Source organism: Spirosoma aerolatum (genome assembly GCF_002056795.1).
Taxonomy (GTDB): domain Bacteria; phylum Bacteroidota; class Bacteroidia; order Cytophagales; family Spirosomataceae; genus Spirosoma; species Spirosoma aerolatum.
This window is the reverse complement of the sequence record NZ_CP020104.1, coordinates 1,721,815-1,748,719: the sequence shown is the minus strand read 5'-3', so window position 1 is coordinate 1,748,719 and position 26,905 is coordinate 1,721,815. Positions and strand designations below refer to the sequence as shown.

Genomic DNA, 26,905 nt, shown 5'->3' with positions numbered 1-26,905 from the left:
GCTTATAGCCAATGAGCCGAATCGGATTCGGCTCATTGGCTTATTTAATCGATAATATCCTCACACTACCCAGCAGGCCCGATGGCAGTAAAGGGGAGTTGGCCCGGTAGAACGGCATCGTAGTAAACGTAATTTTGCTAGTTACGCCAGGCTGCGCATCGCCAATCAATCGGTTTACCCACAGATTGGTCACCTTCACCTGAATCGTATTGTTTCCCGGTTTTACAGCTTCAGTGATGTCCATCCGAAATGGTTTTTTCCAGAGGATACCCATATTTTTTCCGTTGACGACCAATTCAGCTATGTTCTTCACATCACCTAGGTCGATCATATAGTGTTCGTTCTTCGATAAAGCGGGTAACTCAACGGTATTTTCGTACTCGGCGGTACCCGAAAAATACTTGATTCCGGCATCGGCCTGCTCGGTCCACGAAGTCAGCTTAGCGAATGTTGCCTGTTCAGGTGCGCCCCTACCCGCCTGGAAACGTACGGTCCATGGGCTGTTGATCTGCGCCACTTCAGTGGTTGTAGCGGCAGGTTTGGTATAGGTCGTTGCCGTGGCTTTATCCCGGAATACGATGAAGTAAGCTTCCCAGGACTCAAACTTAAGCGGAACGGTAGTCCGGCCGTCTTTGATCTGGTACGAAACTTTCTCGGTTTTTCCCGTTTGTGGATACCATAGCTCGGGCACTTTACCCACAACATGGAAACTGATTGTAGCCTCATTGGAAGCATCGCTGCGGTTGTCGAGCCAGTATATATCTGCATTTCCCAATTGGCGATGTACGTACAGAATCTTTGCGTTTGCCCCGACAACGTCTACGTCCTTTTGTATACCCAATCCAGCCAGCGCATCGTTCAATGGCTTAGTCGATACGGTTGGATAGCGCCAGATTTGGCTAGCCAATGCATTAAATTCAGCAGGATTATCGCTAAAACTGGGTGAACGCTCCGGTTTTGCTCCCACCACCTTCATACCGGCTTTAACCAGTTCGCCCAACTTTTTCAATACGGGCAAGGTCATGGTTTTAGCCGATGCATCAAGAGCCAGAACACGGTACTGCTGGCCACCCGTTGTAATAATATTGCCGCCCTTGACCTGTAAGGCTTCTTTGACAACGGTCGAATTGGCAAAATCAAATTCATAGCCAGATGGGACAGCCGGTAATTTATCGGCAAATGCCTGGGTGACATTGTAGTTTTCGCCATAATAATACAACACATCGACAACGGGCTTTCCTTGTTGCAGCATATAACAGCTACGGCTCAGATAATCGGTCCAGGCTTTCGCCTGCTCGGCCCAGGTTTCCTGACGGGTAAAGTACTGCCCAAAAGGGCCGAGTGAAAAACCGGGCTTTTTATCGTCCAGCGGCTGGTGTACAGACGTATGAATTACAAACCGATTCAGCCCCGAAGCCATCTCAAGATCAGCTGTTCGCTTTAGTTTTTCGGGGTGCCAGCTAAAGGCATCCCGGACCGATGTCATCGACTCGGCTGCCACAAACGGTTTACCATAAATATGGGCTACCGAAGCAGCTTCACGAATGTCGGCTTCGCTACGCACTTCCTCGTCGTTTCCACCCGCCAGACTTCCGGGCGTCCACATAGCCGACATGGGAATCTCCGCCTTTCGCTTCACATCCATGCCATCTGCCAGGTAAATCCGGCCGTTTTCGTGCGACTCGGTGTACCGTTTCATGCCCCGTTTGTTCAGTTCTTCCCCGATCACCTCGTAATGGCTTTCGACAATGAGTTCACCGATCGTTTTGCGGAAATCCCACAAAAATTTCTCACTGGCTTCAGCACTCTCAATCACCCTTCCCGTCAATACCGGCAACCAGGGCGTAAGGCTATACCCCCGCCGTTTCTGAAACTCAGCGGGCATATCCTGTGTCCAGGTCATATGACCAGCTTCGTAGCTATCCAGCACCATATACTGCAAGCCCTGATTGCCCATTTGCCCACCCGTAGCCTCCTTATACATATCCAGGTACGTATTGATGTACTTCCTGACGGCTTCTTTATCCAGCTTGTCGACTTCAAGGCCGGTAGCTTCGGGAGAGGCCGGATGATTTTCCCGACCTGTGATGGAATAACCCAATCGCACAACGATCCAGTTGCCAACCGGTGGCGTCCAGTTCAGGGTTCCATCGGCTGCCATTTTCGAAGAAATGTCTAGTACATTCGTCGTTGGGATGGCATCGTTATCATTTTTTACGAGCGAATGAGTAGTTTCTTTCCAGGCAGCAAACCCGGCTTTTTGTTCAAACAGATCCACCCGATTTGTATTGTGCAGCACCAGTTCGGCTACGGGTACACCCTGGGGTTTACCTGGTTGCGAACTACCGCCGAACATCTCGCCAAAGGGGTTACCTTCCGGCTTCTCCGTCTTAAAGGTAAACCGGAACACTTTAGCCGTGGTGGGCAAAATTCCCATCGTACTCTGCGGAACGGTGCTTCCTCGGATGATCACCACATCCCGGAAGTTAACCCCATCGTCGCTTACTTTCAGGCTCCGGTTGTCGGGCATACCTCTGAATTCGGCCAGTTCACCGGCTGCGGGTGCCCCCACAATGGTAAACGCTTTAAACGTCTGGGGCTGATCGAATTCAAACTGAATCCACATATCCTCACCAATTTCCTTTGGCGGTAGCAGCGTCGTTTTAGCCAAATCACCATCCGTAAGGTCGGCCAGTGTAAATGTCCCACCACTCGACGTAATTTTGGGGTTTAATGCTGCCAGTGTTTTCTCGGCTTCGGGTAAGCGATAGGCAATAACAGCGGCATCGGCGTAATAATGGGGTATCGCTTTCGGGGCTCCCCCCATCAGACTGGACGAAGCCAGCGGCACATTCTGGAATTTCCCGGCTATATCTGGCGGTTGTGGTAATTTTCCGGAAAAGGCTTTACCACCTTCCAGCCGCGTTTCGGTCCAGACGTACTTTTTCATCCCATCTTTGGGCGCTACCCAGGGCCCTCCCGTAACACTCCAGCCCGGCGAACCGGCAATGGCCATTTCGAGTTGAAGCCGTTTAGCCGTTTCGGTTGTGTGGCGGAATGCATCTTTCCACTCGGGTGTCATAAACACCAGTTTTTTGGGAACTACTACGGGGGTAAACAAACTGGCGTCGAAGTTTTGAAAGCCCCCGATACCGACTCGCTTCATCCATTCCAGATCTTTGGTAATGCCTTCTTTGGTGATGTTCCCATTCATCCAGTGCCACCAGACACGGGGCTTAGCCGCATCGGGCGGGGTCTGAAAACCTTGTTGCAGCGAAGTTTGCCCCATGCTATACAGCACAGTCATTGATAGAAATGAAGCAAGTATGTATTTCATAAATCAGGAAGGAAAGGAGAAAGAATCATGCAGCATGAACAAGGCGACTTCGTCAAATTACTCATTCTCAATAAGATAACTAATAACTTAAGCCATGACCAAATCGGAACCGGGCGTAGTTGCCACCTTCCTGAAAGCCAGGAACGTCAGACTTGTTTTCGGCAACCGCTTTTTCAGAAGCCGGAATCGTAAACGGCAATTTGCCCGTTGGTTTATACACGCCCCGAACCACATCCAGCAGGGCATCGGGCGTAGTGCCGAAGGTAGCCAATACGGTTTTAGCAGCCGATACATCCAGTTCGTCGAGTACCCACGGGCTCGAAAAATTAATAGCCAGAACAGTCGGTTTGCTTTTCAGTAGCTCATTGACATGGTTCATATCGACATGGTGTCTCGACAAACGCAACTCAATGGGTTTCCCGGCCGCCGTAAACAAACTTCCACCCGTAGGAATCAACCAAAGCAGTACCACATCGGCTTCGTCTTTCGACGACACAAATTCAAGATTACTGTTCGACTGGGCTGGCTTATGGACATGCACCGCATTGCCACCCCGGCCGTTATCATAGTATGTTTCAAAATAAACCTTCGTTTTGGCCTGTATGGGTAACTGTTTTGCGTCATTCTGTAGCAGCACAATCGACTTACGATGCGCCAGGTCGGCCTTTTTCTGCAACGGTTCGCTACCAACCAGTTGTACGGCTCTGTCAACGTCTACATAAGGGTTTTCAAACAAGCCCAGCAGGAATTTTTCGCGCAACAGGCGGCTAACCGATTCATTAATTCGGGCTTCGGAGACCAGCCCTTTTCTGGCCGTTTCGAGTAGTACCGTTGGGTCGGCCGTTCCTGAAAAAATATCGACACCGGCATCCAGCGCTTTTTGGTATCGTTGCTGTAGCGTCAGGTTCTCTACCCCCCAGGGCATCATATCGATGGGGCCGGTATCAGAATTGATGATTCCCTTGAAACCCAGCTTTTTTCGCAGTAAATCCTGAATGATGGCCTTATTATAGGAGAAACCAACCTCTTCAAAACCGTTGCCTTTGGGCGCTGAGTAATACGGCATTATGGCCGATGTACCGGCATCGATAGCCGCTTTGAAAGGCTTAACATGATAGTCGAACATACCGCCTGGATAATGGGCAAACTTCCCCCAGTCGAAATGCGAGTCCTGTCCATCTACCTGAGGTCCTCCACCCGGAAAATGTTTGGTTGTCATGGCAACCGACAACGGATTGAGGGCAGTCCCCTGAAAACCCAGCACGATTTCCCGGATCATACTGGCAGTCAGGTCGGCGTCTTCGCCAAACGTACCTTCGATGCGTTGCCAGCGGGGTTCCGTAGCCAGATCGGCCATGTACATATACCCTTTCCGAAGCCCGACAGAGGCCCATTCCTGAGCCGCAATCTGCGCAAATTCGCGGGTTAGTTTCAGATCACGCATGGCGGCAAGACCAAGCTCGCCCGGCCATTTCGAAAAAGCCGTTGTGCCCACACTCAACCCAATTGAGGCATCGATGGTCACATGATTTCTGGGGTTGGAGGCCACAATGGCCGGAATTCCCAGTCGTGTAGTTTCGCACAGAGCCTGTAAGTTGTTCGACCACTCGGCTATGGTGCGTGCCGATGGATTTGCCCGCAGAATGAAATGACGCAGGTGAAATTGGGTTACCCCTTTCGTAGTACCAGCCGCCGACAGCATGGGCACGGGCAAAGGCTTACGGGTAAACATATTGTTGGGCTGCACCAGGTCTTCCTCATTGAACCCACTGCTTATTTCGGCCTTCGGCGCATTTTGCTGGAAAGAATAGTCGCCCGCCATACGTGTAGTACTGATGAGCATGAAACCAATCTTCTCTTCCAGCGTCATCTGCGCCACCAGGTCATTGACCCGTTTCTCTACCGGCAATCGCCAGTCTTCGTACGGATCAAGCTTACCGTTTTTGTTAAGATCCTTGAATTGTAACGCGTTACTATTCAGTAATGCCACACTGCGCTTACCCAGCATGGGCTGCTTGGGGGTTTGGGCAACCACACAGGTCGTAAAGAGAATGCCGGTAATTATACTCAGCGATAGATAGTTCATGGATTGGATTTAGAGTTCTTTACTGTAAGACAGTTGACGCTCAATCATCTAAAGAATAGTTGTGCAAAAGCCCGCAATTTCTGCACTAGGTCAGGAAGATAGGCTCCCCTCCCCAGTGTAATGGGTATAGTTAATGCCGACTTTCAGGAGTTTTCATGAAACCCTGAAAGCTAAGCCAATCGCCAAAACGTTCATACCACGTATCGACCGGGAGATTCTGCTTCCGCATGCCAAAGCCGTGACCACCTTTTTCATAGATATGTAGCTCGGCAGGTTGACCGGCATCGAACCATTTTTTGTAGATGCTGATGCTCATGGGCATCATGTTCAACTGGTCGTCTCCAGCTACTACGATAAAAATGGGCGTTTTAGCTGTTGGAATCGTCGAGCCAATAACAGCGGGTTCGTAGGCATAAATAGGCGCTACAAAGTTGGGGCGATTCTTGTCAGTAGCGTTGTACACAACCGACATGGTCAACGTCCCACCTGCCGAAAATCCCATAAACCCAATCTTTTGCGGGTCGATGTTGAGGCCCTTGGCGTGATCGCGTACATAATTTACGGCTGTAAGGCCATCGGCCATCGCCAGTGGTATAACGGGCGCGTTTTCTTCGTCCAGCTTCTTGAAATCCTGCATTTTGGGCATCAATTCCTTGACCGGATCATCGGTCAAGCTATGTACAACCCGATATTTAAGTACAAAAGCCGCTATACCTTTGCTGTTGAGCCATTTGGCAACATCGACACCTTCGTTGTTGATGCTCAGAATATGAAAAGCTCCTCCCGGTGCTACGATGACGGCGGTACCGTTCGCGGCTTCTTTAGGCGGCAAATAAGCCGTTAAGGTCGCTTCCGACACGTTGTACACCACCTCTTTATTCGTGCTCGTTCCCTCGTTCCATGTCCAGCTTTCGGAACCCTTGGGCCTGCCTTCGTAGAGTTTGAAAACCTGCTGGGCGCTCACAATGACTGTGTTAATAACTAGACAGACACAGGCTAGAATAGAGAAACGGATCATAGTGGCTAAATGGAGAATGTAATTAGGGCTTTGGCCACCGACCAAAGCCCTAATTAGGTGTGCTCAGTTAAACTATATAATTCATCAAAAGAAAGTACGCTCGCTTCTACCTGCAGTTATTATCAACCACGCTGATTTAGATCGACGAAATCGGACAAAGCTAATAGAATGATAGCCGGAAAAATTAGCACAATACGAGGCAAACCATGCAAAATCCGGCAATTCTCAATCCTGATTATGTAGGAGTAGTTAAAACCGTAAAGCCAACGACCAATTAGCTAATAGCCTGACGGCGGTATTCTTTAGGCGTCAAACCCGTTTTAGCTTTAAAAAAGCGGGCGAAGTCACTGGGATTTGTTTCTGAAAATTTGAAAGCTATCTCACTGACCGACAGAACCGTTTGCTTTAACAAAACTTTCGCTTCCAATATGATCATATCGGCTAGTAATTCCTGTGCTGTTTTGCCCAATGTCGATTTAACGCATTTATTCAGGTGATCCGCTGTAATGGCCATCATCGAAGCATAGTCCGTTACCTTATGATGGCTATAGATATAACGGGATAGCAGATTCGTATACTTCTCCGTAAAGCGCAGCGCTGAGTGTTGTGTGGCTACGATGGGCGTTGGGTTTACCGTGCTTAGTTCCGTAAAGAGGGTGAATAAATAAGCCCCCAAAATAGTCATATTGGGCGACGGGTTGGATTCATACTCATCAAGAAGCCGATTCAGAATATTCAGAATCGGCTCACGCAGGGTATCATTTACCGTAACAAGTGGATTAGCCGAAAACTGCCAAAACGGGAACGTATCATAGAAGGGGGCCTTCGGAAAGATGGCATTGATCAGGTCGGCATCAAAGTGACAAAAAAAGCCTTTTGCATCCGCGCTCATATACTCATGAGCTGAAATCTGTAAGGCGGGCAAGAAAAAGAAGGTATTACGTCCAAATTCAAATCGATATAGGTCTTTGCTACGGGCCGTTGTTCCTTCGGCCAGAAAGATAAAATCATAAACCGTTTTGCGATGTGGTGCAAGCGGAAATTTGATTTTCGCAACTACATCTTCAATCCGATTGATGTGAAATAACAACTGAAAATCAGACAGATTTAATACCCCTTCGGCCCCAAAATGGTGTAGGCTCAACTCCTTAGGGGAAAGGGGCATTAAATTTCTGAATGGATGCTCAGCCATATTGCACACATTTTCACTGGCTTACCTGTATTGACCAGTTTCATCGGACGAAACTATATAGTGTATTCCTAATCCGCCGGTATGTAAAAATACAAGGAAGAACGATAAAGCGGTGCCCTTATGTTTTCCTAACCTGGCCAGGGCACATAAGTCTTTCATAACAAAGCCATTACCAGGGACTTATTCCTGTATCAGGGTCATTGTCGTCACTAAAAAACTGCCCTGTTGGCGCGTCTGATTCTAGCGTAGCTGCTTTTACCAATCGGGCGGCTGCATCAGCCACAGTACCCGGCCCACGGTGGTGATTGAAGTCGGTAGCGGTATACCCTGGATCGACTGCATTGACCTTAAATGGTGTGTCGCGCAGTTCATAGGCCAGTACAATGGTATAGGCATTCAGGGCGGCTTTAGAAGCTGGGTAACAAGCCCCTTTTACATGATAATACTTCCAGTTAGGGTCGCTGTGCAGCGTGAGCGACCCCAGACCCGACGTAACGTTGACAATCCTAGGCTCTGGCGATGCTTTCAGCAAGTCGATAAAAACCTGTGTGGTGCTGACAACGCCAAATACGTTGGTTTCAAACACCTGTCTGAATACACTGATATCTGTGTTCAGGGCTGTTTGAGGAAAACCACCACTGATGCCGGCATTATTGATAAGAACGTCCAAAACCTTAATCTTCTGTCCCAATGCCGCACGAGCGGCCTTTAGAGAGTCAGGATTATCAACATCAATCGTGATTGGCTCGACGCTGTCCCATCCTTCCGACTTTAATTGCTCAACTGCCTGTTCGCCTTTTTGAGGGTCACGACTACCCAGGTAAACGTAGTAACCTTTTTGTAACAACTGCCGGGCAGTTTCAAAACCGATGCTTTTGTTCGCACCAGTAATCAGTACTGTTTTCATGGTTCATCTGTTTATGATGGGGCAAAGCTACAGCGCACCTCACAGACAGTTGAAACACATTCTTCGGTATTACTGGTACATTTCACGGGTCATTGTCCGATGATCCGCCGGGCTAACGCTGTTTTCTGTTTGATGAACCGACTGAAATAGGAAGCAGCGGAAAATCAATGAAACGCTCCTGGCAATGCTAGCGGCCGATCAATGGGTCCGTCGGACGCGGAATACATCCCGAATATCGACCGTACCCAGCAGATTACTCGACTGCGCCATGTCGAACCTACCCGCTGGCTGAACGATGAACGTACCGTAAATCCAAGTTTTATCGTCGAAGTCAGTCACGCGTAGATTTCCTCCACCGACCGAAGGGCCTTTACCATAGAGACAGGCATAAAGTAGTTTTCCAGTAGCTCTTGTCAAGAGCCTGTACCGAAATGGTCTGGGTGGACGTAAGTGCTGCTACTCTAAGTATTTGCTGGCGATGTACCAGAAAAGCGTGATCGAGAAAGCGATGACCAGAAGCCAGGGATCAAAACGAAGCTTTCGCTTTGGAAGAGAGCGTTTCATAATACGTTGACGATTAAGAGTTTCGCACGAACATATCAAATGAAACTAATATTTCAAATTTCAACCACTAAAAGTTACCGAAATTTAAATAAACAACCAATTGATAAAATTACTTTATCTGACCTAGAACAGTTTTAGCAAAAAGGAAATGAAAAAATAGAACAGGGCGAGGGAGATCAACAGGACGACGGTCCAGGGGCCAGGCAGGGGTAGCCAGTTTTTACGCTTCATGGTATGGAGAAACTAGTCGTTATCAGCTTGATAGATGCTAAACTAAACAAAAACCAGGATAATTCATACAAGCTTTGCCAATATCATGCTGGCTCGTTGGAGGTCAGAATGCGTAAAGCCCGAATAAGCAGTATAAAAAATAGCAGGACGATTACAGGTAGATAAATGCCGAACCGCACCCAGAATAGCAAAAACAACAAAAATGATTTCATAAAGTACAAGTAAACGGCTCTATACAAATGCTAGTATGTGTTTGACTTGACTTTTTAAAAAAGTAACAAAATGTATCATATTAACCCCAAACCCTATCTAGGTATCAAAAACACGAATGGTATCGATAAAGTAAGTTATGAATAAGTTATCTAATCAGCTAGTGACTAACCCTGTCGTGTAGCCTTTCAATTATCCGGTTAGAAACGTGTAGCGATTGGGGGCTTCTATAAAACCAAATAGCCCCAATAAAGTCGACTTTATTGGGGCTATGTAGTATGCAACACTCACTAGAACTAGCTCAGTGCGTTCCGGCAATACTCAACGCATTTTTTCACTTCTTTCACAGAGTTTGAGCCCTCTGGAATTTTGTATTCCAGCTCAACAGCTGCCGGGAAGGAGTACTTTTGCTCACGCATCAATTGTAATACCTGCCGTAACGGCGTGTCGCCCTGCCCCCAGGCCAGATTCCCTTTACCATGATCGGCCGTTTGGCGGTCTTTGATGTGCATACTCGCAATTCGGTCATGCTTTTGCTTCAGGAAGATCAAGGGATCAGGGTTACCAGCTGCCACGTAATGGCCCAGATCGAAGTTAATGGCATTGGCGGGGGATTGAGCCAGGGCAGTATCCCAGAACGTTGGCGTTTGCTGCTCATGCCCGTGATACCCGACTTTTATACCATGTTTTTCGGCCAGTTTGCCTAATCTCAGCGTGTGAGCGTCATTAGCAGGATGCTCGAGCGTTACCTGATTGGCACCCAACAACTTAGCTGCTCTCATACCGTATTCAATTTCTGCATCGGAATTTTGCATACCAAAAGCATCAGGCTTGAAGCCATAAATTTTCACTCCAGCTTGGTTATACATTTTCCGTAATTGCTCAAACTTAGCCATGGGTGCCGAAAGCCGCCACTTGGCTACTTCGGCCTGATACGCTTTTCGCTGCGCATCGAACTCAGCCAGTTTTTTCTGCTCATCTTCGGTAAGTTCCTGTTTCTCGGCACGTTTCCGCATTAGTGGGAAAATAGACCGCATATCAAGGGTATTTTTTGGAGCACCCGCAAACGATTCGGCTGGTCCGCCCATCAATTCAATGGCACTTATCCCGGAATCCAGCACATATTGGAGCGTAGCTTCGGCACTTTGGTCGGGCATATCCCGAAACGAATACGTAATGGTCCCGATCTGTACACCATCGATCAGGGAATTAGGCTTATCTCCCAGGCTACGTATAAGAGCCGGAGCCCCAAACAAACGATTACTACCAACAGTAGCCCCTGCAACAAGCGTAGCTGCGGCTCCTAAAAACTGACGACGGGTTGACTGATTTTTCATGATTAACAATCGGTTAACGGCTTTGAAAGAAAAAGAAAACAGAGGCTTTATTTACTGTGCAACTAGTTTTAATTAAGTCGACGACCTTGCTATGCTCCTTTTAGGCTATCCGTTAGAACCAGGGTATAACACTACCTATCGACTGAGGCTCTGTGCTGCTGAGGCTAAAAATACCTCCGGACAAACAGTATGCTTTTATCAGGTAATGAACACCAGCCATTGCAGGTATCACCTCATCATTCGGGCAGGAACGCATAACTAAAGCAATACTTTTTCAATCGAATGCACAAACCGTATAGATGATTGGCTAGTAAACACCGATCAATGAGCCGTTTCGATCGATAAACAACAAAGCCTGAACTTTCCTGAATAAACTCAGTAAGTTCAGGCTTTAGCCGTTGGTGTTCGGATAAGCAGTACCCTTAGTTTTTGAGCGATACACTTCCCTGATCGGGTAAGCATCGCTGGCAATAGGTGGGTTCTACGCCCATCTGCTCGCTGAGGAGCCGGGCTGCTTCGACAGCCTGCTCAAATTGCGAATAGCTACCTCGCCAGCGGCCGGTTCCGTTATGCGAGCGTGCAGTTTGCATCCCCTTGCCTTTCTTACAAAAGCCGCAATCGGCCCGATGAAGTGTAATTTTAGGATTACGGTAATACGTATAGAAATAGTAAGTCATAACCTGGATAGAACGTTGAATAGCCTCTCTGGTCATCTGGACAATTCCATCGAATCAGAGATTGAGTCAAAGTTCACAGGTTGCTATCCGGCCTCTAAAAAAAAGATGACTAATGACGGGTTTGCTGGGATAGACGAAGGATTTCCGGGGTTAAATCGGCATAGAAACAGCCATAAAAATGGTTCATTTACCCATCCATTCTTTAAAACTCGTTACCCGATCAATACTGACAAATACCTCCTGCCGGGGCTGTGGGGCCAGTTCTACCTTCAGTTTACTACCCGAATACGCATATACCGACTTGATTCCGGAAGCACTAACCAGATAGGACCGATTGACGCGAAAAAACTGATCGGGATCGACCAGTTGACCCAGTTTATCCAGACTATAGTCGATCGACACCGGCACACCCGTATGCGGCATCACGTAAGTAGCTTTTTCTTCAAAAAAGAAATAGGCAATTTCCTCAATTCGAATGCTTCGCAATCGAGGGCCTACACTCACCATAAACCGATCGCGATAGGTGGGCGTCTCCAGCTTTTTGATCAACTGATTGAGTGCAGTCGTATTCATCGTTGCGGATGCCTGTCGAACCATTTTAAATTTATCAATAGCTGCAGCCAGTTCATCACTTTCGATGGGCTTTAACAGATAATCAATGCTATTTGCCTTGAAGGCCTGTAACGCATACTCATCAAAAGCGGTGGTAAAGATGATCGGGATCGTTAGATTCAATTCTTTGATAAGGTTAAATCCCAGATCATCTTCCAGATGAATATCCAGAAAAATCAACTCAGGTTCAGCCGACAATGGATCGTTGAACCACCGGACTGCTTTCGACACCGACGGCAGTTGAGCCAGCACCCGAATCTGTGGGTCGTACTCAAACAAAAGAATTTCCAGCCGCTGGGCCGTTAGTGGCTCATCTTCAATAATTAATACATTCATTCGAGCAATGGAATTTTAACCGTAAACACATCAGCCTGGTCATCGATCAGTACCGGTCGATTGGTCAGAAGCTGATAGCGTTTGGTAATATTTTTCAGACCCACTCCCGTCGACGTTTCCGTTTTGGGTCGCAGTCGAATTGCATTCGTTACACAGATATAATCCTGCTGAATAGCCAGTGTAACAAGAAGCGGCTCTTCGGCCGACATCCGATTGTGCTTCACCGCATTTTCAATCAACAACTGAAGCGTAAGGGGAGCAATTCGAAATGCAGACACCTTTTCTGAAGGAATGTCGGTTACAACGCGGAACTTGTCGCCAAATCGTATTTGCAGCAAAAACGTATAGGCTTTCAAAAACTCCAGTTCGTCCTGAAGATTTACACATTGAGCCTCATACTGATCCAGCACATATCGATACGATTTAGCCAGTTGTCCCACAAACTGGATAGATAGTTTGGGATTTACGGCAATCAGTGACGACAGAATACTAAAACTATTGAACAGAAAATGGGGGTTAACCTGGTTTTTGAGGGCCACGAACTGTGCCTGAGCGGCTTCCTGTTTAAGTTGTTCAGCTTTCACCCGGATGTCTTCAAGCTGCTGATGCCCTCGTCGATTGGCGGCCAGGTAAAAAGCCGCCAGCATAGCCATGATGGTTAGGCCATTATAAAACTTCTGCTCCTGACTAGGATATCTAGGCCGATTTACTTTCTGCACAGTTGCCAGCATGTGCGTAGATGTTGTAAGGCGAATCGGCTCGAACTCGGCCATTGCCAGCCACAGTCGAAAAAAGCCCATATTAAACAGGACAGCCAATCCGCCCGCCACAAACAACGTAATCAGTTGCGCTGGCAGGTCAAATTCGATCAGAAATCCTTTGTGAAACAGCTTAAAAATCCGTTGCTGAAACCAGTCGGTCACGGTGAGCCACAACCCGAAAAAAAGAATTGTAACCGTTATTTCCATGATCCAGAATGGCCATATCCGTTCCAGAAGGGCGAGCGAAAAGTGATTAACCGCCACATAAAGCCGGATGGGCCAGTAAATAGCAAACACAGTTGTTGCCAGTTGCCATCGTTGGCGGTTGGTAAGATAATTACCAGCAGAATTGACCCTACGTTCGGATTCGTTCACAGGTATTTGTAATGAAGCTATAGTCCAAAGGGCGCATAAGTTTATGACCTTTCTGTAAGCCTGAAAAAAAAAGATGACTAATGACGGGTTGCGCCGGTTGAAGGCAGGATTTCAGCCGCTAAATCCGACCCTGACCCTACCAACACAGGGCTTATGCCTGATTGATAAGCCCTACTGACTCCCAACGTTGAGGCACTTAAGAAAGTCTGCTGGCAGGTCACGCTTTTCATGGCTAAGATCAACAAAAAACGCCCAATCCTGAGGGCTGGGCGTTTCTAACTACCTAACATTACTTACTCAATGGAGTAATCGCTAAGTAAACGATACCTGCGTTTCATTCGTTCATCCATGCTGCTTTGCCTGACCCAATCCAATTCTGTGAATTTTTCTGCAAGAATCGGCCACGCCAGGCCACATTTCTGGCACTGGTTTTGCGCTGGAAGGATACGGTATACAGGGTCATTTTGACACTTGTGCCGGGTTCAATCAGCTCAATCGTTTATGGTTTGCAAAGCACACAAATTTCAACATTATCAAACCGATTCGTACTACTTCTCGTCGGGTCGGCATAGCCAGACGTTTGTGGAAACCGTCAAGCTCTACTGCGAGCGATGTGGCGACCTGAAAGAAACAACCCGAACGGCCTTTTGCGGCTATACAGACTATCATAAGCTACCCGATTGGGCCAAGTCAATCACAAACCGCGCCTGGCATCTGGATGCCTAGTCCCTTAACTGGCAACATGTAGCTTTTTATAATCGGCCCGATTGATTATAAACGCTGTATGGCATAATCAGCCTACGAGTCGGGATCTACTGTTTCGGCAACCAAACTCGATACGGATAAACACCCCGGTTCCCGAATGTATAAAACGGAACCGCCGTAAACTGTACCGCTTTCGCCGATTTATCCATTGCTCCTCCTGTAATAACATTAACGCCATTTAACAGATTAGGCTTATAGGTCAGTTTGAGCGGGGTATTAGCTGGCAGAACATACTCGTTTAACGCGGCATTGTCGACACCTTCAACTCCATAAATAATAGGACCCGACGCCAGGGCTACTTTCCCTTTAATGGTTTGTATCGAATCATTGGGGGTAACGACCCTGGGCTGCATGGGTAGACTCAGTTCGATCCGATCCCCTTTTTTCCAGGTTCTGCGAATAGCGGCATACCCATTTTTCGGGTTCACGGGTATGGATTTGCCGTTCACTTTAAGTACAATTGGTTCGCTCACCTTCGAGTGGTATAGGCCGAATGGGTTCTCGACGCTATGCGCCCAACCGGGAATGCGTACATTCACAGTAAATGCCTTACTCGACGTTGGGTCGACTTCAATGAGCGATTCACCTTTCCAGGGATACTGGGTCATCTGTCGGATGCGGATCGTATTGCCCGTCTGATTGATGGTTGCCTGACTACCAATAAAGAGGTTCACATAAATGGCATCGTTGTCGTACGCATAAATAAATCCAGGCATGGCCGATACCATTTTCAGAAGCATGGGTGGGCAACAGGGGCAACTGTGCCATGCCCAGCGTTTGTGATCACTGGCAACCAGCGGATTCTCGTAAAAATAATGGCTCCCATCGAGCGACACACTCGACAGCAGATTGTTATACAGCACCCGTTCCAGTTCATCGATATATTTGCCGTCGGCTTCCAGTTGATTCATCCGCTGGCTGAAAAAGGCTGAACCTATGGCCGCACAGGACTCCAGATAGGCCGATTCGGGCAGGAAATGATTGGCCCCAAATCGTTCGCCATCGGCTATGGCGCCCTCGCCCCCGGTAATGAACATCCGTTTGCCAATCATATTGTCCCAATAATTGTTGGCGGTTTCAACATATCGATCGTCCTTATTTTCCAAAGCCGTTGCCGCCACCCCCGTTGCCAGTAAGGTAGCCCGCACAGCATGTCCTTCGATGGTTTTTTGGCTAAAAACCGACATGTGGTCCTGATTATACGACTCGTCGCTTTTACGGGCATGGCTACCATCTTTCTCACCATAATTGCCTCTGTTTTCGATCCAGAACCGAGCCATGGTGTAGTAGTGGTTCGCATCGACCGGAACGCTCATTTTTGCCTTCAACGCCGGTTCATCCCGAAACAACCAATACAGTTTCAGAATAGCCTCTTCGGGACCGCCATGTCCTGGAATGACGTTTGCTTTGGGAGCCGGGCCAATTTGCTGGTAGATATAATTACTAAACCTGGTGGCTACATCCAGCAGCTTCATTTTGCCGGTTGCTTTGTAATAATGGACTGCCGCTTCGATGAGCATCCCGGCATTGTAAATATCGTGTTGCCACTTATCGTCGCCCCCGTTGGTTCCCCACCGTTGATCAGGTTTTACCAACGTTGTGTAGGTGTTAAGATAGCCGTCAGGGTCAGCCGCCTGCGCAGCCGCAATGCGATCAATGTAGCCATCTATTTTTTGTTCCAGCTTAGGGTCAGGGTATTCGACCAGCAAATCGGCGGCTCCTCGGATGGTTTCGTAGACTAACCCATCGTACCAGGGCGGACCATCGTGCTCACCTGTATTTTTCTTTCCCTGAGCTACCCAATCGAAATTTAAAAAGGCATTCCGGGTCCGGCCCAGCTTCGCTTTTTCGTCAATCAAGTCTTTTCGGTCCGGTTCGTATTTACCTTCCAGTTTGTCAAACACATCGTACACCGTTTTCGAATCCCAGACCTTTAGTTTGGGACTCCAGAACTGGTCATTGACCCGAACCTGTTCCAGACTTAAGGGATGAATAATGCGAAGGGTATGGCTTGCCGACTGGGCAAACGACACATTCACCGACAGCATCAGCAACGAGGCTGCCACATTCCGAATCGACTCAATTGGGATGGTCCGTTTCATAGGTCAGGAGCTTAGGCTACACTGGATTGAGTAGCCATCTGTAAAATGCACGTACCGCTCGATTTCTAATAACCGACGGGTAGATATATCTGCCATTGCCAACCTGATAAACGAGTAGAACAATATACCCTAACGGTGGGTTTTAGTCGTTGATCATCTGAGCCCTGGTTCTAACCCAACGAAATGGCCGATACCAACTCCCTAACGATCCAATTCTGATGGATGAACACGAATCTCCCGAACTGACAGAAGACGAAAAGCGACTGTTTGCTGACCTGATGCCCGAAGACCTGAACGAAATTCTCGATACAGGTGTCAATCGTCGGCATTTCCTCAAACTCATGACGCTGGCCGGCGGTGGAATCCTGGCAGCTCAATCGGCCGTAGCCGAACAGCTATTGACTCGTCCATCAAACGCTCCTTCACCAACTGAACTGGCCCCGGTCAGCCTCGATAACGCGGTCAATGTATCGTTTAAGGTCAACGGTACAGCCCGAAAACTCACCGTCGATTCGCGCATGACGTTACTGGATGCGCTACGCGAACGGCTGGACCTGACTGGCTCAAAAAAAGGTTGCGACCACGGCCAATGCGGAGCCTGTACGGTGATGGTGAATGGGCATCGGGTGCTATCCTGCCTGACGCTGACGGCCTCCTGCGAAGGCAAAACCGTACAGACCATTGAGGGCCTGGCCCAGAACGATAAGTTACATCCCATGCAGGAAGCCTTTCTGAAGCACGACGGATTTCAATGTGGTTTCTGTACGCCCGGTCAGATTTGTTCAGCTGTCGCCATGCTGGATGAAGCGAAGAAAGGCCAGGTTAGTTACGTCACCGAAAACGTTCGCCAAACAACAGGTCCGGCGAAACTATCAAACGAAGAAATTCGGGAGCGGATGTCGGGAAATATCTGCCGATGTGGAGCCTACCCGAATATAGTGGCTGCAATTCAGGAAGTTTATAATGGTAAGCCTGTCGAACAGATTTTCCGCTCGGTTTAATACTTGACCTCAATCCAATGCGACCTTTTACCTATACCCGAGCCACCGATGTTACATCGGCCATCAGGCTGCTGAGCCAGAATCCGAACGCCAGATTCCTCGCTGGTGGTACTAATTTGCTGGATCTGATGAAGGAAGATGTAGAACGCCCCAGCACCCTGATCGACATTTCCGAACTAGGCCTAACCGATATTAAATCCATTGCCAGTGGGACCAATAAAGATGGAGTTACCCTTGGCGGACTGGGTAAAAACACCGATGCAGCCAACCATCCATTGATTCGCCAGCATTACCCATTGCTAACCCAGGCGATTCTGGCAGGTGCATCGGGGCAACTACGAAACATGGCAACCAACGGAGGCAACCTGCTGCAACGAACGCGCTGCCCCTACTTCTATGAAGTGGCTATGCCTTGCAACAAACGTGAGCCGGGAACAGGCTGTGGAGCCAAAGACGGCATAAACCGGATGCACGCCATTTTTGGCTGGTCAGACCAATGCGTAGCTGTTTATCCCTCCGATATGGCCGTAGCGCTGGCGGCTCTGGATGCAGTGATCATTGTTCGAAATGCAGGTGGTCAGGAACGACGGATTCCTATTTTGGATTTTCATCGACTACCCGATAACCAGCCTGAAAAAGATACGAACTTGGTACATGGTGAACTGATCACAGCGATTGAATTGCCTCAGAATCGATTCGCAGATAAATCGTACTACCTCAAAGTTCGTGACCGGGCCTCCTATGCCTTTGCGCTGGTATCGGTTGCAGCCGCTTTGGAAACAGAAGGCAACACCATTAAGCAGGCCCGTATTGCGATGGGTGGCGTAGCTCACAAGCCCTGGCGAGCCCTGAAAGCAGAAACGATGCTGGTAGGCAAGGAAGCAACCGAAGCGAATTTCAAACAGGCGGCTGACGCTGTCATGGCCGAAGCCAAACCCCTGGCCCACAATGCGTTCAAAGTAGAGCTCGGCAACCGGAGTATCGTTCTGGCTCTACAAATGGCCATGAAAGGCGGCAAAATATAATATTAGTCATTGATCGTCAATTACCTACGACCTCATTGGTGGCCATTCGTTTTTTTCAATCAATGACCACGAAGCAATCAACAATCTCATGAAGGACACGAATAAAGCAGTCGGCTCCCCGATTAGTCGTATCGATGGTATAGCCAAGGTAACCGGCAAAGCGCCGTATTCGATGGATCATCCGGTAACAAATCCGGCCTATGCCATTCTGTTCAAAAGTACCATTGCTGCTGGAACCATTCGGGAGATCGACAGTACTAGCGCCGAAAAAGCACCCGGTGTACTGGCCGTTATCACCCACAAGAACGCGCCAAAACTAAACGTCAAGGGCGGATTGCGCGGAGGAGCTCTGCTGCAAAGTCCAGCGGTTGAGTTCTTTGGGCAAAATATTGGCATCGTAGTGGCCGAAACGTTCGAGCAGGCACGCTATGCCTCGCGGCTCATCAACGTTACGTATGACAAAAAAGAGCCCAAAGTCGACTTCGATAAAGTAGCCGATCAGGCTCGCATGCCAAAGGATAAAGAGAAAGCCGATGCCAAACGGGGCGATGTACAGGCTGCACTCGGCCAGGCTACTTACAAAGTCGAAGAGGTCTATGAAACGCCCATCGAACACCATCACCCCATGGAACCCCACGCGGCTATTGCCGAATGGGACGGCGACAAGGTGACCTTATACAGCAGTGCCCAGATTGTAAACGGTGCGCAAAGTGCAGCAGCCGCTACCCTGAATCTGAAGCCCGATCAGGTGCGTATCGTATCGCCCTACATTGGGGGTGGGTTTGGCTCGAAGGGGGGACAATGGGCAAATCTGGCGCTGGCGGCTGTAGCGGCTAAACAGGTCAATCGTCCGGTCAAGCTTGCGCTTACTCGTCAGCAGATGGTCAACTCCGTAGGCCTACGGCAACACAATCGCCAGAAAGTGAGTCTGGCAGCTACTGCCGATGGCAAGCTAACGGCTCTGGCCCATGAGATTACAACGCACTGCGCCATCAACGATGAGTTTGTCGAGCCCTGTGGAGACTGCTCAAAAATCATGTACGACACACCCAACTCGCTCATCACGTATCGGGTAGCGCCCATGAATCTGATTGTACCGACCTACACCCGTGGCCCCGGCAAATCGACCGGCAGTTTTGCCCTCGAATCAGCGATGGACGAGCTAGCCTATAAGCTGAAAATGGACCCGATTGCGTTTCGAATTAAAAACGAACCGGAACGCGATCCATCCAATGGCAAGCCCTGGTCGTCACGGACTACAGTACAATGTCTGCGCGAAGGAGCAAAAGCCTTTGGGTGGGAAAAACGCAAACCCGAACCCCGCCAGAATTCACAGGGCAATTACTGGATTGGGTATGGTGTATCGGCCGGAACATACCCGGCTCATCAGCGTCCAACCTCGGCTTCCGTCAAGCTAACCCGAGCGGGTGAAACCGTAACCGCCACTATTGAACTGGCGGCTGCCGATCTGGGTACGGGCACGTACACCATCCTGACGCAAACGGCCGCCGATGCGTTGGGATTAGCCGTTCAGCATGTGAAGGTAAAAATTGGCGATTCCGATCTGCCTCCCGCTGCGGGGGCTGTAGGTTCGGTGGGCGCTGCCAGCTACGCCAACGCGGTGAATGATGCCTGTGAGAAGATTACGCAGGAGCTACTGACCAAATCGGGCAAGCAATTTTTTGTTCGTCCGACAGCCGCACAGTTGATGCGATCCGAGAAATTGAGCGACTACCAGACACGCGTTGACAGCAAGCCACCCGAAAATGCCGAAGACTTTTCAGCTCATAGTTTTAACGCCAATTTTGCGGAGGTGGCCGTTAACAAATCGACAGGTATGATACGTGTCAATCGGTTTCTGGCCGTAACGGGGGCGGGAAAGATTCTGAATCCCAAAACGGCTCGTTCGCAGATCATCGGTGGCAACGTCTGGGGCATCGGCATGGCCCTGACGGAAGAGTCGGTTGTTGATCCGCGCTGGGGCAATTTCGTAACCCGTTCATTAGCCGATTATCACGTCCCGGCCAACCTCGACATAGGCCATCTGGACGCTATCTTTATTAATGAGAACGATAAACAAGTCAACACGCTGGGAGTGAAAGGCATTGGCGAAGTGGGGATTGTGGGCGTGGCAGCCGCTGTAGCCAACGCTGTTTTCAACGCCACCGGCAAACGGGTTCGGGAGTTACCCATTACGCCCGATAAGGTACTGTAAGAAGCCGGACTTTGATGAGATCGTGATGTACGGATTACATACCCGGCTTTTTAGCAGAACCCAGTAGTGTAACATCAACCAGTTCCAGAGACTTCACCATATCCTTTACGGTATCCTTGTATTTCGTAAAATGAGGAGTCGTAATATGTGCCTTATAAGCGGCTGTGTCGGCATATATTTCGAGGATGGTGATGTGTGCCGGATCGTTTTTATCCGCTACCGCATAGTAGGTTAACACCCCCGGTTCAACACGAATAGCGGTAGCCATTTGCTCTTTCAAGGCTGCGTTATACCTTTCGAGCTGCGAAGGGTCAACATTAATCTTTGCCAGCCTAACCATTTGCTTTTTCGGCTGTGCCACAGTTTTTGTCCCAAAAAAACAGACTAACAGGCATACGGTAATCAAAGCCATTACTGACTTGGCCAGGTTTGTTTGGCGTTTGCGAGCCGTATTGATCATACGCATACAATTTATCCGCTTTAAGCTGGTCGTAAAAGAAAATATGATTTTTTCGCCTGCGCATCGTCATACGTTACAGGCTTTCTCTGCCTGTTTTCATAAAAATAACTTACCAACCCAAAGTCGCCAAAGCAACCACCCGTATGCAAAAGTAGTGCACCGAACAAGGTGTAAAATAAGGCCGGCGATACAAAAAACAGCATTGCAATCAACCCCGAATTGATCATAAGAAATGGGGTGAGCGCAACCACTAAAAACGATTTAGCATCGGCAACAAAGTTATCGGCTAAGCAATAAAAAACAAGCGTTCGCCAGTGTGCCGTAAACTGTACGTTCTGCGCACCAGCGACCTTATAAAAGAATCCATGTATCAGTTCATGAATAGGCAATAGGATAACAAAGAAAATAAAAACCCCTAGAAACAGTTTCGTAATCGCTTCCGATACAGGTAATCGCTTTTCCTGAATAAGAAAAAAGATCAGCGCAACAACGACGACGATATTAAAACCCCAATAAAAAATAGAAACCGGGTTTATCCGTTTCAAATTCGTTTTCACAAACGGTACCAGTTCACTATGGTCAAGCTCCTGGTCCATGTGATACCCCAGTGAAATCAATTCTTGTGGTTTCACGTTCATGGTTACTCCTTGCTACCTTTATTCGTGTCGGCTCAATATTAGTAAAATAGTACGTGTATCCTATTAGATAGAGCGTCTCACCAACTTAAATACCCATTTGCTCCCTCAGTTTTGGCTCAGTCAGTAACCCTTTTGTGTAATAAACCAGGCATTTGCTTCGTCCAGTTGAGGAGGTCTATTGGCCATGGAAACTACATGTTCTGCCACCTCTTCTTTCGACTGAGCCAGTCTCATGCGGGCTTTAAAATCGGTTTCCGAAATGCCACTGTAGGCGGCATAAGCCGGAATAACTACCTCACCCACTCCTGTCCCCTCCATCAATCGCAGGGAAGCAAAGGCCAGAAAGCGCAGCCCTGGATTCAGCCGATTCGAGGCTTCTTGTGCGTAGTTAGCGAGAAATCGCTGCGTTCGTTTTGAGCCTGCGTACCCACCCGAAATCGGGGAGCCGAACAGGGCGGCTCCCCTCGCAATAAAAATGATTAACATACCGGGTTTAACGGGTGCTGTCAGGGCATGATGGGCTATATCAAAAGCAGCTTTTACATCTGTATTCCAATTGATGCTGAATGTACCTCAGTCCAACAAATGCAGACCACTGCCGCTAAAGAAGTTCCGTTTCGGGCCACAACCAACAGATTAGCCCCTTCCTCAACCAGGCATTCGTGATTGCCAGCCCCGTACCACGACTACGGCCAATAACTACCGCTTTTTCCCTTCCAGTTTTTTCATGGTTATACTTCATTTATGGCTAGAATTCCGTTTCTACTTTCCAGTCTGGCTGTCCTTGGCCTGTAGTGATCAAATTGAAGAGGCTATTTCGGATATAACCACCCCAGGCATTCGAGCACGCGCCATAGCATTCGATCTCAGGCTTCAAGCCCTGGTGAGTAAAGCGAAGCTGCGTTTGTCCGCCATTTTCAGTGATATCAAAAACAACACGAGTTCCTGTCCACTCACTTTTATCGCTGATGAAACTAAGCTGACTATCGGTAATAAGCCACACAACTTGTTGGGCCGGAATAAACTCGATTAGTTGCTGTCGGGAATAATGTACGTCGCCGAAGCGCACCTCAAATGCATCGTTTAGATGATGCGAATCACCTTCAACATTTTCTGTCCACCAGCCAGCTACGTTATTGACAGCAGCAAACACAATTTCCGGGTCTTGGTCAACGAGGAGGGTAACCGTAAAATCAGAAGAAGTCATCGTATTGTTGTTTTTAGATGTAATTAGAAAAAATGAACAGGCAAAACTAGTGGCGAAATTGAGGAGTAAGAGGGTGTAAAATGGACTTTGTAATGGGTTGATCTGGACATTTTTCCAGGTTTTTTGCCTTAAAAAGGCCGTGAAACACATTACCATAGTTGTACCCGACGGTCAGCAAAACCTAAGTAGTATTGTTGGGGCATATGAATTGTTCACCGAAGCAAACGCCTACTGGAAGGCAATCGGTCGAACCGACTAGTTCACCGTCGTTTTAGCGGGTATTTCGCCATCCGTAGATTTTGAGGACTATTTGTTTACGGTGGAACCACCACACACACATATTGGAGCGCTGGAGAAAACCAATCTCATCCTTATTCCACCATTGAATCACAATGCGCAACAAGCCACAACGGGTAATGAGCCGCTGATTGACTGGATTGTCAAGCAGTATAAAAACGGGACTGAAATAGCCAGCATCTGTATGGGGCCTTTATGCTGGCGTCGGCTGGTTTACTCGACGGTAAAACGTGCTCTACCCATTGGGCGGCTGCCGACACGTTCCGACAGGCGTTCCCCAAAGTGAAGCTGCAACCGGTCAAACCGCCATTTACTGCACCAAGCTCTTTCAGATCGAGATCGACCGGCAAAGCCAGTCAGCCCTTACCATCTTTACCGGCCAGAAACAGCATGGCGATGAGGTAGTTAGAAAGGCGCAGGACTACACAGAAAGTAATCTACAGGAAAAATATCCATAGCGTATCTCTCCAGTCTAGTTGCTGTAGGCCGACGAAATTTTGACCGACGCTTTATAAAAACAACCGACAATACAGCCATTGAATATGCTCAACGGGTCAAAATTGAATCGCCCCAAAAAGCGCTCAAATCCACGCGAAAAACCATCAATGAGGTTATGTATGAAGTTGGCTATTCGGAGGCAAAAGCGTTTCGGGAAGTATTCCGAAAAATTACGGGTATGGCGCCGATCGACTATAAAACGAAATACAATAAGGAAGCGGTAGTCAGCTAAACAGATTGGCTTCAACGCAAAAGTAACCGTTCCTCTTCATGATCCAGGTAGTAGAGGTGCTTGCGGACAATGTCTTCATCGAGGGTCATGGTCGTTCGGTTTTTTTCAACCAGCCATCGCCGTTGCCGGTCCAGAATATGCCGATACAATTCTTTGATGGGTTCACTGAAAGCCGATGTTCCTTCGGACGACAGTCGGTAAGCGCTGGCTTTCATTAGTTTCTGATAAACGGGCTGGGCCAGTTCAGCCTCGCTCAGATTTTCGCGCATGTATTGCAGGGCCAGTGCCGCAAACTCCTTTTCAATAAAGGCATCGACCTTCTCCTCAGGTTTGGTATAATCCTGCTCGGTAAACCCAAATTTCCGGATAAAGAAGGGCAACGTAAGTCCCTGAACTACAAGTGTCAGAAAAATGACAACAAACGTGATGAAGAGAATAAGGTCTCGTTGTGGAAACGGTGTACCATCAGCAAGACGGATAGGAATCGATAAGGCAGCAGCCAGCGAGACCACACCACGCATACCTGTCCAGCCCAGTAGCAAAGGCGTTTTCCAGCCCGGATTACCTGTATCGGCCACGGTAATGAAGTTCCGCATAATGAGCGTGGTAATGACGGCCCCGTAGCAGGATAAAATCCGGACTACCACTAAGGTCACTGTAATAAGTACTCCATATCCAATGGCTTCGCCAAGGCTGGTTTGCCCAAGCCCTGAAACAATTTGCGGCAAGTCCAGCCCAATCAGCACAAACACAAGTCCGTTCAGAATGAAGGAAACGGTACTCCAGAAATTATAGCCCCGTATGCGAGTCTGGCCATTTAAAAAACTGAAACGGTGGTACGACATCAGCAGCCCTCCGCTTACCGTCGCCAGTACCCCTGAACTGTGCGCTTCTTCGGCGCCTATATACATGGCATAGGGACCAAGAATAGAAAACACCTGATGAATATCGACATGATCGGGAAGCCATCTATGGACCTTCATCAGTAGCCACCCAACCAGCAAACCGATACCGACACCCCCAAATACCATCCACAAAAACGTTAACAGCGCATCCTGCACCACAAATTCTCCGGTCGAAACGGCGATCACGGCAAACTGAAAAATAATCAGTGAAGAGGCATCGTTCAACAGGCTTTCGCCCTCCAGAATCGACGACAGGCGCTTAGGTACCTTAACAAATTTCATGATGGCTCCTGCACTCACCGCATCCGGGGGCGACACGATTCCGCCCAGCAAAAAGCCCAGTGCCAGGGTAAAGCCAGGAATAAAACGATAAGCAATCAGAGATACACTGAAGGCCGTGACAAAGACAACCAGAATAGCAAACGAGAGAATTATCCGTCGCCATTTCCACAACTCTTTCCACGAGGTCGACCAGGCGGCTTCGTACAGGAGCGGTGGCAAAAAGATGATGAAGATCAACTCAGGGTCCATGTTGAGGACGGGTATGCCCGGCATAAAACTAATGGCGAGCCCCGCCACAACCAGCAATACCGGATAGGCAACCTGTATTCGCTGAGCCAGAATGATCAGAAATATCATTACCAGCACCATCCCCAGATAAAACGTAACCTGTTCAATCATGTTTCGTGAAAAGTAAAGAAAATTACTTAGCCTTATCTAGCCTAACCGCCAAGCAGGCAAAGGTGTTCGTAAACCCACCAAAGCACTGACTGGTAACAGTTGTTGCCATAGCGAATCAATTACATACCCCTAATCTGCTGGCAAATACGGTTTACCAATAACCAGCTTATCACCCGACAAATCGGCTTCGAACAGATGCGGCACCCGAACCGTCCGGCCGTTTACACTCTTATGACTATGCATGGATAGGAGCAGCTTGCCATCCAGCGTACGAAACAACATCCCATGCCCATAGTTTGGCGGGGTAATCGGCTCTTTTTCCTGTATCCAGGGCCCATCCAGCGTACCGCTTTTTGAATAGGCTACCCCCTGGGTATACACGTCATAAATCCAACTGGTCCAGATCATTCCCAGCCGTCCGGTTTTGGTCTGAAACAGGTAAGGCCCGTCCGTAACTTTATTCGGTTTGTCGTTGCCCACTTCGTCCTTCTCCCGACTCCAGGGCGAATCGCTGGCCCGAAACAGTACTTTGGCTTTACCAACAGTACCACTTAAATCGGGCTTTAGTTCAATCGTTTCGATAGTCCCATTCAGGTTTTGCAACCATTCGTAGCAATATACCAGATATGGCTTCCCGTTTTTATCGACCCATAACGTTCCATCCAGCGTAGGCATATTAGCAGGCAGATACGTCGCATCCTGCATAGGCACATACGGCCCATCGGGTTTATTGCTGACCAGTACATGACAGGCCCGTCGTTCAATAGCCCTACCTTTGACGGTGTCAATCATGACAGCCCGGTTGGTGAACGTAGCAAAGTAATAGTACTTGTTTTTATAGGGGTGAATTTCGGCAGCCCAAATCATCGGATTGGGACCCATCCACGAGTTCGGATCGGTTTGGGCAACCTTGTAAGGACCATCCCATAGGTTCAGATTTTTACTTTTCCAAAGCATACCTCCCGTACCGGTCATATAATACATATTGGTTTGGCGATCGGCCAGAATAGCCGGGTCGCTCAGGCGAATGGAATCCAGCGGCACATTTGTTCTTATCTGCTTTGGCTGATTATTCTGCGCCTTTAGCGGCAACGAAACGAACAGACAGCCAAGAAAAGTTAACCAATACGTTTTCATACAGGCTCAAAGGATTAAGATCGACTTAAGTTAACAAAACCACGGTGATGCCATTTTCTAACAATACACCAACTTACAGGCTTTAGATGATACCGATTC

Annotated in this window: 23 protein-coding genes; 6 read left to right on the top strand and 17 right to left on the bottom strand. The window is 48.4% G+C overall.

Annotated elements, in window-relative coordinates; all coding sequences use genetic code 11:
• Positions 1 to 40: 40 nt before the first annotated feature.
• The 10 genes from B5M13_RS07095 to B5M13_RS07055 all read right to left on the bottom strand — a co-directional run bounded on the left by B5M13_RS07095 (position 41) and on the right by B5M13_RS07055 (position 13,643).
• Complete coding sequence (locus B5M13_RS07095) at positions 41 to 3,337, bottom strand: glycosyl hydrolase (protein ID WP_080055016.1); 3,297 nt, start codon at positions 3,335 to 3,337, stop codon at positions 41 to 43.
• A 79-nt stretch (positions 3,338 to 3,416) separates the two neighbouring features.
• Positions 3,417 to 5,423: a glycoside hydrolase family 3 protein gene (locus tag B5M13_RS07090; RefSeq protein WP_080055015.1), complete on the bottom strand. Its 2,007-nt coding sequence runs from the start codon at positions 5,421 to 5,423 to the stop codon at positions 3,417 to 3,419.
• Positions 5,424 to 5,553: 130 nt separating this feature from the next.
• Positions 5,554 to 6,441: an alpha/beta hydrolase gene (locus B5M13_RS07085; protein ID WP_080055014.1), complete on the bottom strand. Its 888-nt coding sequence runs from the start codon at positions 6,439 to 6,441 to the stop codon at positions 5,554 to 5,556.
• 274 nt (positions 6,442 to 6,715) lie between these two features.
• Positions 6,716 to 7,606 carry a helix-turn-helix domain-containing protein gene (locus B5M13_RS07080; protein ID WP_245859826.1) on the bottom strand — a complete coding sequence of 297 codons (891 nt, stop codon included), beginning with the start codon at positions 7,604 to 7,606 and terminating at the stop codon, positions 6,716 to 6,718.
• Between the two features lie 196 nt (positions 7,607 to 7,802).
• Positions 7,803 to 8,540 (bottom strand): SDR family oxidoreductase, encoded by a 738-nt coding sequence (locus B5M13_RS07075; protein ID WP_080055012.1) that lies wholly within the window; start codon positions 8,538 to 8,540, stop codon positions 7,803 to 7,805.
• 198 nt (positions 8,541 to 8,738) lie between these two features.
• Complete coding sequence (locus B5M13_RS33340; protein ID WP_155297203.1) at positions 8,739 to 8,957, bottom strand: hypothetical protein; 219 nt, start codon at positions 8,955 to 8,957, stop codon at positions 8,739 to 8,741.
• Positions 8,958 to 9,841: 884 nt separating this feature from the next.
• A complete protein-coding gene (locus B5M13_RS07070) occupies positions 9,842 to 10,882 on the bottom strand; it encodes a sugar phosphate isomerase/epimerase family protein (RefSeq protein WP_080055011.1) in 1,041 nt (346 codons plus the stop codon).
• 422 nt (positions 10,883 to 11,304) lie between these two features.
• Positions 11,305 to 11,559: a hypothetical protein gene (locus B5M13_RS07065; protein WP_080055010.1), complete on the bottom strand. Its 255-nt coding sequence runs from the start codon at positions 11,557 to 11,559 to the stop codon at positions 11,305 to 11,307.
• 183 nt (positions 11,560 to 11,742) lie between these two features.
• Positions 11,743 to 12,507 (bottom strand): LytR/AlgR family response regulator transcription factor, encoded by a 765-nt coding sequence (locus B5M13_RS07060; protein ID WP_080055009.1) that lies wholly within the window; start codon positions 12,505 to 12,507, stop codon positions 11,743 to 11,745.
• Positions 12,504 to 13,643 (bottom strand): sensor histidine kinase, encoded by a 1,140-nt coding sequence (locus B5M13_RS07055; protein ID WP_080055008.1) that lies wholly within the window; start codon positions 13,641 to 13,643, stop codon positions 12,504 to 12,506. Before B5M13_RS07055 ends, B5M13_RS07060 begins: the two co-directional genes overlap by 4 nt.
• A 501-nt stretch (positions 13,644 to 14,144) precedes the next feature.
• On the opposite strand from B5M13_RS07055, the gene B5M13_RS07050 reads away from it, so the two are divergent.
• Entirely contained in the window at positions 14,145 to 14,369 is a 225-nt protein-coding gene (locus tag B5M13_RS07050; protein WP_080055007.1) for a hypothetical protein, read from the top strand.
• A gap of 86 nt (positions 14,370 to 14,455) precedes the next feature.
• Here B5M13_RS07050 and B5M13_RS07045 read toward each other — a convergent pair whose 3' ends face one another.
• A complete protein-coding gene (locus B5M13_RS07045; protein WP_080055006.1) occupies positions 14,456 to 16,510 on the bottom strand; it encodes a glycoside hydrolase family 127 protein in 2,055 nt (684 codons plus the stop codon).
• A 218-nt stretch (positions 16,511 to 16,728) separates the two neighbouring features.
• Here B5M13_RS07045 and B5M13_RS07040 point away from each other — a divergent pair, with 218 nt between their 5' ends.
• The 3 genes from B5M13_RS07040 (at position 16,729) to B5M13_RS07030 (ending at position 20,751) form a co-directional block, all read left to right on the top strand.
• Positions 16,729 to 17,511 carry a 2Fe-2S iron-sulfur cluster-binding protein gene (locus B5M13_RS07040; protein WP_080055005.1) on the top strand — a complete coding sequence of 261 codons (783 nt, stop codon included), beginning with the start codon at positions 16,729 to 16,731 and terminating at the stop codon, positions 17,509 to 17,511.
• A 17-nt stretch (positions 17,512 to 17,528) separates the two neighbouring features.
• Positions 17,529 to 18,536, top strand: a complete 1,008-nt coding sequence (locus B5M13_RS07035; RefSeq protein WP_080055004.1) for an FAD binding domain-containing protein — start codon at positions 17,529 to 17,531, stop codon at positions 18,534 to 18,536.
• A gap of 88 nt (positions 18,537 to 18,624) precedes the next feature.
• Entirely contained in the window at positions 18,625 to 20,751 is a 2,127-nt protein-coding gene (locus B5M13_RS07030; RefSeq protein ID WP_080055003.1) for a xanthine dehydrogenase family protein molybdopterin-binding subunit, read from the top strand.
• A gap of 34 nt (positions 20,752 to 20,785) precedes the next feature.
• Here the strand turns inward: B5M13_RS07030 and B5M13_RS07025 are convergent, their stop codons facing one another.
• The 4 genes from B5M13_RS07025 to B5M13_RS07010 all read right to left on the bottom strand — a co-directional run bounded on the left by B5M13_RS07025 (position 20,786) and on the right by B5M13_RS07010 (position 23,056).
• Positions 20,786 to 21,217: a putative quinol monooxygenase gene (locus B5M13_RS07025; RefSeq protein ID WP_080055002.1), complete on the bottom strand. Its 432-nt coding sequence runs from the start codon at positions 21,215 to 21,217 to the stop codon at positions 20,786 to 20,788.
• Positions 21,218 to 21,231: 14 nt separating this feature from the next.
• Positions 21,232 to 21,849, bottom strand: a complete 618-nt coding sequence (locus tag B5M13_RS07020; protein WP_245859824.1) for a DUF3267 domain-containing protein — start codon at positions 21,847 to 21,849, stop codon at positions 21,232 to 21,234.
• A gap of 120 nt (positions 21,850 to 21,969) precedes the next feature.
• A complete protein-coding gene (locus tag B5M13_RS07015; RefSeq protein WP_080055000.1) occupies positions 21,970 to 22,335 on the bottom strand; it encodes a hypothetical protein in 366 nt (121 codons plus the stop codon).
• A 262-nt stretch (positions 22,336 to 22,597) separates the two neighbouring features.
• Entirely contained in the window at positions 22,598 to 23,056 is a 459-nt protein-coding gene (locus B5M13_RS07010; protein ID WP_080054999.1) for an SRPBCC family protein, read from the bottom strand.
• A gap of 527 nt (positions 23,057 to 23,583) precedes the next feature.
• Between B5M13_RS07010 and B5M13_RS34020 the strand changes: the two genes are divergently transcribed.
• Both B5M13_RS34020 and B5M13_RS34015 read left to right on the top strand, forming a co-directional pair.
• Entirely contained in the window at positions 23,584 to 23,811 is a 228-nt protein-coding gene (locus B5M13_RS34020; RefSeq protein ID WP_245859822.1) for a hypothetical protein, read from the top strand.
• Complete coding sequence (locus B5M13_RS34015) at positions 23,802 to 24,083, top strand: helix-turn-helix domain-containing protein (protein ID WP_317047014.1); 282 nt, start codon at positions 23,802 to 23,804, stop codon at positions 24,081 to 24,083. The genes B5M13_RS34020 and B5M13_RS34015 overlap by 10 nt, the downstream gene beginning before the upstream one ends.
• An 11-nt stretch (positions 24,084 to 24,094) precedes the next feature.
• On the opposite strand, the gene B5M13_RS07000 is transcribed toward B5M13_RS34015, so the two are convergent.
• On the bottom strand, positions 24,095 to 25,669 hold the full coding sequence (locus B5M13_RS07000; protein WP_080054998.1) for a Na+/H+ antiporter: 1,575 nt from the start codon (positions 25,667 to 25,669) through the stop codon (positions 24,095 to 24,097).
• Positions 25,670 to 25,798: 129 nt separating this feature from the next.
• Positions 25,799 to 26,806, bottom strand: coding sequence for a glycoside hydrolase family 43 protein (locus B5M13_RS06995; protein ID WP_080054997.1), 1,008 nt, complete (start codon positions 26,804 to 26,806; stop codon positions 25,799 to 25,801).
• Between the last annotated feature and the right edge of the window lie 99 nt (positions 26,807 to 26,905).

What these genes read in the sequence shown, in the direction of transcription:
- B5M13_RS07095 (WP_080055016.1), bottom strand. Translation starts at nt 3,337, where the DNA reads ATGAAATACATACTTGCTTCATTTCTATCAATGACTGTGCTGTATAGC.
- B5M13_RS07090 (WP_080055015.1), bottom strand. Translation starts at nt 5,423, where the DNA reads ATGAACTATCTATCGCTGAGTATAATTACCGGCATTCTCTTTACGACC.
- B5M13_RS07085 (WP_080055014.1), bottom strand. Translation starts at nt 6,441, where the DNA reads ATGATCCGTTTCTCTATTCTAGCCTGTGTCTGTCTAGTTATTAACACA.
- B5M13_RS07080 (WP_245859826.1), bottom strand. Translation starts at nt 7,606, where the DNA reads ATGCCCCTTTCCCCTAAGGAGTTGAGCCTACACCATTTTGGGGCCGAA.
- B5M13_RS07075 (WP_080055012.1), bottom strand. Translation starts at nt 8,540, where the DNA reads ATGAAAACAGTACTGATTACTGGTGCGAACAAAAGCATCGGTTTTGAA.
- B5M13_RS07070 (WP_080055011.1), bottom strand. Translation starts at nt 10,882, where the DNA reads ATGAAAAATCAGTCAACCCGTCGTCAGTTTTTAGGAGCCGCAGCTACG.
- B5M13_RS07065 (WP_080055010.1), bottom strand. Translation starts at nt 11,559, where the DNA reads ATGACTTACTATTTCTATACGTATTACCGTAATCCTAAAATTACACTT.
- B5M13_RS07060 (WP_080055009.1), bottom strand. Translation starts at nt 12,507, where the DNA reads ATGAATGTATTAATTATTGAAGATGAGCCACTAACGGCCCAGCGGCTG.
- B5M13_RS07050 (WP_080055007.1), top strand. Translation starts at nt 14,145, where the DNA reads ATGGTTTGCAAAGCACACAAATTTCAACATTATCAAACCGATTCGTAC.
- B5M13_RS07045 (WP_080055006.1), bottom strand. Translation starts at nt 16,510, where the DNA reads ATGAAACGGACCATCCCAATTGAGTCGATTCGGAATGTGGCAGCCTCG.
- B5M13_RS07040 (WP_080055005.1), top strand. Translation starts at nt 16,729, where the DNA reads ATGGATGAACACGAATCTCCCGAACTGACAGAAGACGAAAAGCGACTG.
- B5M13_RS07035 (WP_080055004.1), top strand. Translation starts at nt 17,529, where the DNA reads ATGCGACCTTTTACCTATACCCGAGCCACCGATGTTACATCGGCCATC.
- B5M13_RS07030 (WP_080055003.1), top strand. Translation starts at nt 18,625, where the DNA reads ATGAAGGACACGAATAAAGCAGTCGGCTCCCCGATTAGTCGTATCGAT.
- B5M13_RS07025 (WP_080055002.1), bottom strand. Translation starts at nt 21,217, where the DNA reads ATGCGTATGATCAATACGGCTCGCAAACGCCAAACAAACCTGGCCAAG.
- B5M13_RS07020 (WP_245859824.1), bottom strand. Translation starts at nt 21,849, where the DNA reads ATGAACGTGAAACCACAAGAATTGATTTCACTGGGGTATCACATGGAC.
- B5M13_RS07015 (WP_080055000.1), bottom strand. Translation starts at nt 22,335, where the DNA reads ATGTTAATCATTTTTATTGCGAGGGGAGCCGCCCTGTTCGGCTCCCCG.
- B5M13_RS07010 (WP_080054999.1), bottom strand. Translation starts at nt 23,056, where the DNA reads ATGACTTCTTCTGATTTTACGGTTACCCTCCTCGTTGACCAAGACCCG.
- B5M13_RS07000 (WP_080054998.1), bottom strand. Translation starts at nt 25,669, where the DNA reads ATGATTGAACAGGTTACGTTTTATCTGGGGATGGTGCTGGTAATGATA.
- B5M13_RS06995 (WP_080054997.1), bottom strand. Translation starts at nt 26,806, where the DNA reads ATGAAAACGTATTGGTTAACTTTTCTTGGCTGTCTGTTCGTTTCGTTG.